The sequence below is a fragment of the Helicobacter sp. L8 genome, assembly GCF_003660355.1.
Classification (GTDB): Bacteria; Campylobacterota; Campylobacteria; order Campylobacterales; family Helicobacteraceae; genus Helicobacter; species Helicobacter labacensis.
The window spans coordinates 171133-178898 of record NZ_QXQR01000003.1 but is presented as its reverse complement, the minus strand read 5'-3'; the positions used below and the strand labels follow the sequence as shown (position 1 = coordinate 178898).

12 protein-coding genes are annotated in these 7766 nt (G+C 44.4%); 8 read left to right on the top strand and 4 right to left on the bottom strand.

Translation table 11 applies throughout. From position 1 onward, the window contains the following. From EAO37_RS03120 to EAO37_RS03080, 8 genes are all read left to right on the top strand, one after another. On the top strand, positions 1 to 566 hold a 566-nt coding region (locus EAO37_RS03120; protein ID WP_346427014.1), incomplete at its 5' end, for a hypothetical protein. A gap of 227 nt (positions 567 to 793) precedes the next feature. Continuing rightward, positions 794 to 1012, top strand: a complete 219-nt coding sequence (locus EAO37_RS03115) for a hypothetical protein (RefSeq protein ID WP_120951486.1) — start codon at positions 794 to 796, stop codon at positions 1010 to 1012. Next, positions 1005 to 1382 carry a hypothetical protein gene (locus EAO37_RS03110; protein ID WP_240451709.1) on the top strand — a complete coding sequence of 126 codons (378 nt, stop codon included), beginning with the start codon at positions 1005 to 1007 and terminating at the stop codon, positions 1380 to 1382. The genes EAO37_RS03115 and EAO37_RS03110 overlap by 8 nt, the downstream gene beginning before the upstream one ends. 256 nt (positions 1383 to 1638) lie before the next feature. After that, on the top strand, positions 1639 to 2130 hold the full coding sequence (locus EAO37_RS03105; protein ID WP_120951484.1) for an ImmA/IrrE family metallo-endopeptidase: 492 nt from the start codon (positions 1639 to 1641) through the stop codon (positions 2128 to 2130). After that, positions 2130 to 2645: a hypothetical protein gene (locus EAO37_RS03100; RefSeq protein ID WP_120951482.1), complete on the top strand. Its 516-nt coding sequence runs from the start codon at positions 2130 to 2132 to the stop codon at positions 2643 to 2645. Before EAO37_RS03105 ends, EAO37_RS03100 begins: the two co-directional genes overlap by 1 nt. Positions 2646 to 2694: 49 nt before the next feature. Further along, a complete protein-coding gene (locus EAO37_RS03095; protein ID WP_120951480.1) occupies positions 2695 to 2982 on the top strand; it encodes a hypothetical protein in 288 nt (95 codons plus the stop codon). Positions 2983 to 3174: 192 nt separating this feature from the next. Then, a complete protein-coding gene (locus EAO37_RS03090) occupies positions 3175 to 3759 on the top strand; it encodes a DNA methyltransferase (protein WP_120951478.1) in 585 nt (194 codons plus the stop codon). Positions 3760 to 3932: 173 nt separating this feature from the next. Continuing rightward, positions 3933 to 4235, top strand: coding sequence for a sel1 repeat family protein (locus tag EAO37_RS03080; protein WP_120951474.1), 303 nt, complete (start codon positions 3933 to 3935; stop codon positions 4233 to 4235). A gap of 6 nt (positions 4236 to 4241) precedes the next feature. Here EAO37_RS03080 and EAO37_RS03075 read toward each other — a convergent pair whose 3' ends face one another. The 4 genes from EAO37_RS03075 to EAO37_RS03060 form a co-directional block, all read right to left on the bottom strand. Then, positions 4242 to 5054 carry a hypothetical protein gene (locus tag EAO37_RS03075; protein WP_120951472.1) on the bottom strand — a complete coding sequence of 271 codons (813 nt, stop codon included), beginning with the start codon at positions 5052 to 5054 and terminating at the stop codon, positions 4242 to 4244. 73 nt (positions 5055 to 5127) lie between these two features. Then, entirely contained in the window at positions 5128 to 5907 is a 780-nt protein-coding gene (locus EAO37_RS03070) for a Nif3-like dinuclear metal center hexameric protein (RefSeq protein WP_120951471.1), read from the bottom strand. After that, positions 5895 to 6806: a glycine--tRNA ligase subunit alpha gene (glyQ, locus tag EAO37_RS03065; RefSeq protein WP_120951469.1), complete on the bottom strand. Its 912-nt coding sequence runs from the start codon at positions 6804 to 6806 to the stop codon at positions 5895 to 5897. The genes EAO37_RS03070 and glyQ overlap by 13 nt, the downstream gene beginning before the upstream one ends. Positions 6807 to 6821: 15 nt before the next feature. Further along, a complete protein-coding gene (locus EAO37_RS03060) occupies positions 6822 to 7754 on the bottom strand; it encodes an NAD(P)H-dependent glycerol-3-phosphate dehydrogenase (RefSeq protein ID WP_120951467.1) in 933 nt (310 codons plus the stop codon). Positions 7755 to 7766: the final 12 nt, after the last annotated feature.

The window sequence follows — 7766 nt, the reverse complement described above, 5'->3', positions numbered from 1 at the left end:
TGCTAGAAATTAAGAACTTGTATGAAAAGCTCATTGCCAAGTGGGAGAAAATGCATGGGCAAAAGGCTAATGCGGTGTTCCCAGCTAAGTATACGCCCACGGTTAAAAAGACTTTAAAGAGAAGTGAGGCGCAACATTTCACCTACACCACACAGGGCATTAAGGGTTTAAAAGAGTTGCGAGAGGACTTGAAGAAGAGTTTAAACCCCATTTTAAACCAAGACATCACCAACAAAAAAACGGGGGTTATTGCCAGGATTTCAAGCACAGGTTTAAATAAAATATCTAGTTCTAAAGCCTTAGAAAAAAGCATTGCCAACGGATTTAGCAAAGAAGAACACTTTAAAGTAGGCGCGGATATTAAAGCCCTTTTTGAGAACGCTACTTTAAAAGAAACCTATGCAGACAAAAAGGCTAGTCCTAGTATAAGGGCAATGCATAGGTATTTTGCACGGCTTAACATTAATGGCAAACCAGCAGAGGCTAAAATCACTTTAAAAGAGAGTGTAGAACAAGGGCATAGAATCTATAGTTTGGAGCTAGAGGAATTAAGCCCCCTACCTTGAGGACTACAGCACACCCATGTAATCTAAGTAAGGGTAGACTAAACTCACAAAGGTGGGAGATGTGCAAAGCTGTAAGCTTTCCCACGCCTATTGTAAAGCCCACTCAATGCTAGCTAAAACCCACTTAAAAAGCCATAAACCCCCCAACCCCCACCCTTAAGCTTTTAACCCTTTTTTTCTTTTGCAAATGCACTACAATGGGCAAAAATATTTAAAGGAGTTTGTTCATGAATATTTTAGATAGAAATGTGTCATTTTATGAGGCGGTGGAAAAGCTAAAAAAATCACGCAAGAAATGGCAAGATACTAAAATAGCTATTGTGATGGTGGACCCACAAGATGCATGGATGATTGCTAAGCATCGCGATCTGCACAATGGTTTTTATGAGAAAAGTTTTACATGGGAGGATGGGGGGATTAACCACCCGACTTTTTTTAATGACTGATTTAACACCCTACTTAAACCAAGTCTTTCACGCCGATGCGTTGGAGTTTATGGGCAAGTTGCCCGATAATAGCATTGATTGTGTGTTGATTGATCCGCCTTATTGTAGTGGGGGGGTGAAGTCTTTAAATGCGCGCAATGCCAGCACCAATAAAAAGTATGTTGGTGGTAATGATCAGTATTACGAGTTTGTTGGTGATGGCAAAGATCAACGCCTATGGATTGCATGGATGGGTTGGGTGTTTGTTGAGCTTGCGCGCATTTTAAAACCTAGCACTTACTTTTTTAGCTTCATTGATTGGCGGATGTTGCCTGCGCTATTTAAGCTTTTACAGGAGATGAGAATCTGCCCCAAACTCTGCTGGATTTAATGCATAAAGCCTAATAAGTCAAGCTAGCAAGTGGAGTGGAGCTATAAAGATAGCGATATTCCCAAAGAAGTCAAAGGGCTATAGTGCGATTATAGCACTAAGTTTAATCCTGCACTGACTTCTGCAGATGAACCCTTTAATGGGTCGAGCCTAGTAAAATAAGCTTTAAAATCAAGGGGAAACAGGAGAGGTAAAGCCTACTTTAGGAATAATACCTTTAAAAATTGTGGCATAGTGCCAAGACAGGAAGAGGGTCATGCGTGCAGATTTTACCACAGCCACTAACCAAGCAAAGGCATTGCGTCATAGCGACCCCATTTATAAGAGCGTGCGCCCTGTGCATTTTAAAGCCCTTTTACAAGCCTTAGATTTAAAGCTTGAGCGCGCCAAAGAGGGTCAAGATGAAGCTCTTTTAGACCCCCAAAAAAAGATTATATTCATTTTAGAGGATGATAAGCCTCTATCTAGAAAGTACTTTTCTATCGCGCATGAGATAGGGCATTGGGTTTTACATTCTAGAGATAAAATCCGCTCACGGGCAATATGTTACGAGCAATTAGACCCGATTAGCAAGATTGAGGAGCAAGAGGCGAATGCTTTTGCTGCAGAGTTGTTGATGCCTTATGACGAAGTGGCTGCATGTATCTTTTGGGGGTATGAAATTACTCACTTACAAGAGTACTTTAATGTGTCTTACGAGTTTGCCACATACCGCTATAATTTTGTCTCAGCGATGGGGCTTTATTAATGGAGGATTTAGAGCAAGAATTAGAAGACACCACAAGACCTGCCAAGGGTAGAGAGTTTTTAACTTTTTTAACGCGCTTTTTAAGGACATTCCCGCTTTTTGCGGGGCGTGCCTTATTTAGTTATCTGCCTTTAGCGGTGTATTTTATTTTTAGAGATGGTAATGTAGATGGTCCTAATTCTAGGGCATCCATATTTTTATCTTTAGGTTTTGTTTTTATTGCCCAAATAAATAGCAGAACTCATATATGTACCTCAAATGATTCTACCCGTACAAAATTAGAATCGTGGGTTTTTTGTCTATACGCCTTAAAGTTATTCTGTGGGTTTTGCGCTTTGGCAATTTATGCGTCTAAATCTTCTTATTTTGGCAGTGCAGGTTTTGCATGGGCGTTATTTCTCCTATCTGTAGGCACTTTAGCAATCGGAGTTTATATAGAAGAAACCCAACAAAAAGGGATTGATAAAATGCGAGAAGGACTCCAAGAAAAGACTTTTAAAGCCCCTCCAAGCTAGACATTAATTAACTCTTGTTATGCCAATGAAACTTTACTAATCAGCGCGTTTGCAAGGCTTAAAAGACGCTAATGGCAAACCACTTAAGCCCTATGGCTTATCTAAGATTTTAGAAAAGCACGCTGGAGATTTTGAGAGCTTTAAGGGGGCAAATATAGATGAGAGGGTGGCGAATGGACTGAGTGAGATTATAAAGAGGGGCGAAGTGTTTGAGAATGCGGGGGTTTATACCATTCGCCTTAAAAGACAAGGTGGGAGTTTTAGGGTTGGCTTATCTAGGGGGTGGAACGAGCAGGGAGATAACCATTGGGTGATCACGGCGTATAAAGATGGTTAAAAAACCCTTTCGCACAGATTCCCGACCAAGTTACGACCCAAAAAAGGCTGAGTATGGAACCGATCTTACTCAGAAGGGTTTAGCTAGATTCTACCATAACTTTAGAGAAAAGCTCTCAAAGATAACCAAAGAAAATAACCCTTAACCCTTTTTTTCTTTTGCAAATGCACTACAATCACAAAAAGGAGAGTGATGTTAGAACCCTATCTTAACCAAGTCTTTCACGCCGATGCGTTGGAGTTTATGGGCAAGTTGCCTAATGATTGTATAGATTGTGTGCTCATCGATCCGCCTTATTGCAGTGGTGGGGCTAAGTCTTTAAGAGAGCGGGCTAAAAGCACCAATGATAAATATTTGCTAGATCATGGCAAGGGAATTAAATACCCCGAATTTTTAGGGGATGGGAAAGACCAAAGGGTGTGGATAAAGTGGATGACTTTTTTAGGGATTGAGTTTAAACGGGTGTTAAAGCCTAGCGGGTATTTCTTTAGTTTCATTGATTGGCGCATGCTCCCAGCCCTAAGCGATGCGGTGCAATTAGCCGATCTATCTTGGCGGGGTATTATTGTGTGGGATAAGGGCAGGGGGGTTAGACCCTTTAGGGGGGGCTTTATGCAACAATGTGAGTTTATTGTGTGGGGCACGCGCCCCATGTTATTGGCACTATTGGCGTGGACTCTAGTTACGCGTTTTTATGTGTTGAGCGCGTTGGACGCGCTAGCGTCCATTATGCGCGTTTTAGTTCCACGATGTGGGCACTGCACCAATGGGGGCTAAACGCCTTTTGGTGCTACGCACCAGCGCGTCTATTGGGGCTCAAACGCGCCTTTTTGCCTATAGCCCTTGTGTTAAACCAAAGGACGCGCGCGCCACACAAAAGCCCCTAGAAGTCTTGCGCCATTGTTTGAGTATTGTGCCAGTGGGGGGAGTATTTAAAATTGGCGGGAGATTTGGGCGATGAGGATGGTTATAGCATGCTTGGCGACATTTATTTTTATGGTGGTTGGGAAAAGGATGAAAATGATCCCCTTGCTCCCCGCATCCCGCGCGATTACAAAAAAGCGGCGCATTGCTATCATAAATGCGCGGACATGGGGGAGGGCTATTGTTATGTATCGTTAGCAAACATGTATCAAAAGGGCTTAGGGGCGAAAAAAGATCGCAAGAAAGCACGGGCATACGCCAATCATGGGGACGCCATCTTGTGTGATATGGGGGAAGAAGATACTTGTGAGGGGATGGGGAATAGTTGATTTACCTTAATCGCTCCTCCACTCCGGATGTCTCTTTTGGATAGTTTCTAGGAGAGTTTTAGCACTGTAGGGGCAGATGTGGACTTTAGGGACATCTTTTTGCGTGAAATATTTAATGGGGCGATACTTTTTATAATAGCCATTGGTGTATGCCCCATTAGCATCTACAACAAAGGTTGCTGTGTTGTCATCTAAAAATTTAAGATGAGTGATACCACCACTAGGATTAATCTCTCCATCTTCTTCCCAAATCCTCAACCGCTCTGATTTTTTGAGATCACCTCCCAAGTCTCTAAGGGTTTCTATGAGATTGATATAAACGATGGTAAAAATATCTTGCTTCACCTTGACATCTATAACGCGCCCAAACCGCGCGCTCTCTATATACTCCTCACCATCTGAACTATCCCCCTGATTAGCTGCTAACAAAGTGGGTTTATAATAGAGGGTATAGTTTGGATAGTTTTGCGATTCTTTAGTGTGCTTAGGATTTAGATTTAAAAGCTTTTGGCAATCCTTAGGATCATAGACAAAAACCTTGTCCCAAAAGGAGTGCCCCTTAGAGTCTTTTAAATCTGTATTAACCTTTAAAACTCTAGAGTCAGAAATATCGCCTTTGGTGAAGACGAATTGTCGGGGGATTGGATAGTAAATAGAATGACCTTTGGCATCCACGAGATCATTACCCTTAGAATCCATTAACAAAGAGTTAATTTTGATGGTCTTAATCTTATAAGACCCATCATGAACACTCCCTTCATCTGTGCTGCCTGTGGCACTTAAGAACAGAGTTAAAAATAAAAAGATGAGAGGTTTCACTTTCCACGCTCCCCCAATTTTTCCTGATGGCTTTCCCTATCTTTGAAAACAATCTTGGACAATCTTAATCGTATCATCCCTTTCCATGTGCAACTACCCGCGATCTATGCGATAACCCCACAACCTCTAGCGCGTTTCTACAATCAAACAACTGAGGGTTGGGGGCAATGGGGGCTAGTAAATTCGCCATGAGGGGCACAAAGTATTTTTCGCTCTCATAATGGGGCACTTCTACCAGACTAATACCCATGCTTTGAGCCGCCATGGCATCATGGTGTTTGATGTCCCCGGTGATCAAGCATAAATTTTGGGGCATAGCTTTGAGCTCTTGTAAATACCCACACCCCGCCCCGCACACGATTGCTAGGGTGCTAATGATGGAGCTAGCGGACACATAGCGCACATAGGGCAGATTAAGCTTATCTTGCACGCTTTTAGCAAGTGTTTTTAAGGGCGTGGGGGCGATTGCGCCCACTAAAGCCATCCCCTCTGTGTGCAGGTTCTCAAAGCCTAAAATCTTGGCAAAATGGGCGTTTAAGTGGGTTTTATCAAAATTGGTATGCCATGCCAACAGAGCGCAGGATTTTTGAATCAAGATTTGGGCAATGTTGTAGGGGTAAAAATCGGGGTTAAAGGTTTTAAAAGGCTTGAAGAATAAGGGGTGGTGGGTGAGAATCACGCTGTGGTTTAGGGCTTGCTTGGCTAGTGGCATTGTGGCTTCAAGGCTGATGATGAGGTGTTGGTATTGCATATCTAAACTGCCCAAATTCAAGCCACAATGATCCCAAGATTCTTGCAAGCCCAAGGGAGAGAGTGCTTCTAAGAAAGCGTGCAAATCTTTTAAGCTTGGCATGGCAGTAGGGGGGTGCTAAAATCCCCGTTCAAGCGTGCATCGCGCTGGGTTTCTTGGGCTTTGTAGAGCAGGGCACAGGCTTTAGCTAGGGTGCGGATTTTTAAGATAAATTCTTGGCGTTTAGCCACGCTCAAGGCTTTACGCGCATCCAAGACATTGAAAAAATGCGTGCTAAGCACCACAAAATCGTAAGCGACCAAACTCAAACCCTGATCTAAACAGCGTTGCGCCTCCGCTTGGTTTTGATAGAAGGCATCGAGCAAAAAATCTAAATTAGCGTGCTCAAAGTGATAATGACTAAACTGGTACTCACTCTCCAGATGCACTTCTTTATAGTAAATGGGTTGCTTGTCTTTGTAGCTCCACACGATGTCTAAAACACTATCCACCTGTTGGATGTAGGTTGCCAAGCGTTCTACCCCATATGTGATCTCTATGGGGGTGGGGTGGCAAGGCAAACCCCCTACTTGCTGGAAGTAAGTAAATTGGGTAATCTCCATGCCATCTAGCCACACCTCCCAGCCCAAGCCCCACGCCCCCAAAGTGGGCGACTCCCAGTTGTCTTCTACAAAGCGCACATCGTGTTTTTTAAAATCAATGCCCAGTGCTTGCAAACTGCGCAAGTAGAGTTCTTGGACATTGAGCGGGCTAGGCTTTAAAATCACTTGGAATTGGTAGTAACTGCCTAGCCGATTGGGGTTTTGCCCATAGCGCCCGTCTGTGGGTCGCCTAGAGGGGGCGACATAGGCGACATTCCAAGGTTTGCTATCCAAGCTTCTTAACAAGGTGGCGGGGTGAAAAGTGCCCGCCCCAGCTGGGAGATCATAGGGTTGTAACAAGAGACAGCCTTGTTCTTGCCAGAAATTCTGCAAGGTTAAGAGAATTTGTGAAAAAGTCATCTAAAAAGCCTTTCTTTAGCGTTTCAACAGCGCGTCCATGCTTGCTAGGGGGTTTTCGCCCTCTAAAAGGGCTTGTAATTCTGTAGCAATGGGGGTATAAATCTGCTCTTTTTGGGCGATTTGGAGGATGGCTTGCGTGGTTTTCACCCCTTCGGCAACTTCACCCAGCGCGCTTAAAATCTCTTCTAGGGGCTGGTGTTTGGCTAGCCCTAGCCCCACGCGGTAATTGCGCGAAAGTGTAGAGTTTGCGCTCAAAAAGAGATCCCCCGCCCCACTAAGCCCTAAGAAAGTTTGGGTTTTGCCCCCAAAATGTGTCCCAAAACGACACATCTCCACCAAACCGCGCGAAAGCAAGGAAGCCTTAGCACTCTGCCCTAATTCTAACCCATCGCACACCCCAGCGGCGATGGCAATCACATTTTTATATGCCCCGGCAATCTCCCCCCCGATAATGTCCTCTTGGATATAGGCGCGCATAAAACTAGGGAAGGACTTGGCATAGATTTGCGCCAGATCGGGATTACTAGAATGCAAAGCCAGCGCGCAGGGCAAACTCGCGCTCACATCCTTAGCAAAACTAGGTCCTGCTAAATAACATAAATTTTCTGGGGCGATGAATTCTTGAGCGATCTGGCTGACAAATTTACCCCCCACTTCAATCCCCTTACACGCCATCAAGACTGGCATGCTAGAGGGCAAATGCGCTTGTTCAAACCACGCGCGTAGGTGTTGCACACTGATGGCTACCACGCCCAAAGAGGCTTTTAAGCCCTCTTCTAGGCTACATTGGGTGATGAGGTCATGTCCTTTGAGCACTAAACTTTTATTCAAGGGCAAAAGTGTTGCGCTCAAGTCTTGGCGCGAGATAATTTTAGTGGGGATGCGGTGTCCAAAGGCAAAGGCGAGCGCACGCCCCCACGCCCCCCCGCCAAAAACCACCAAACTCATGCATGTCCTTTC

What these genes read in the sequence shown, in the direction of transcription:
- EAO37_RS03115 (WP_120951486.1), top strand. Translation starts at nt 794, where the DNA reads ATGAATATTTTAGATAGAAATGTGTCATTTTATGAGGCGGTGGAAAAG.
- EAO37_RS03110 (WP_240451709.1), top strand. Translation starts at nt 1,005, where the DNA reads ATGACTGATTTAACACCCTACTTAAACCAAGTCTTTCACGCCGATGCG.
- EAO37_RS03105 (WP_120951484.1), top strand. Translation starts at nt 1,639, where the DNA reads ATGCGTGCAGATTTTACCACAGCCACTAACCAAGCAAAGGCATTGCGT.
- EAO37_RS03100 (WP_120951482.1), top strand. Translation starts at nt 2,130, where the DNA reads ATGGAGGATTTAGAGCAAGAATTAGAAGACACCACAAGACCTGCCAAG.
- EAO37_RS03090 (WP_120951478.1), top strand. Translation starts at nt 3,175, where the DNA reads ATGTTAGAACCCTATCTTAACCAAGTCTTTCACGCCGATGCGTTGGAG.
- EAO37_RS03070 (WP_120951471.1), bottom strand. Translation starts at nt 5,907, where the DNA reads ATGCCAAGCTTAAAAGATTTGCACGCTTTCTTAGAAGCACTCTCTCCC.
- glyQ (WP_120951469.1), bottom strand. Translation starts at nt 6,806, where the DNA reads ATGACTTTTTCACAAATTCTCTTAACCTTGCAGAATTTCTGGCAAGAA.
- EAO37_RS03060 (WP_120951467.1), bottom strand. Translation starts at nt 7,754, where the DNA reads ATGAGTTTGGTGGTTTTTGGCGGGGGGGCGTGGGGGCGTGCGCTCGCC.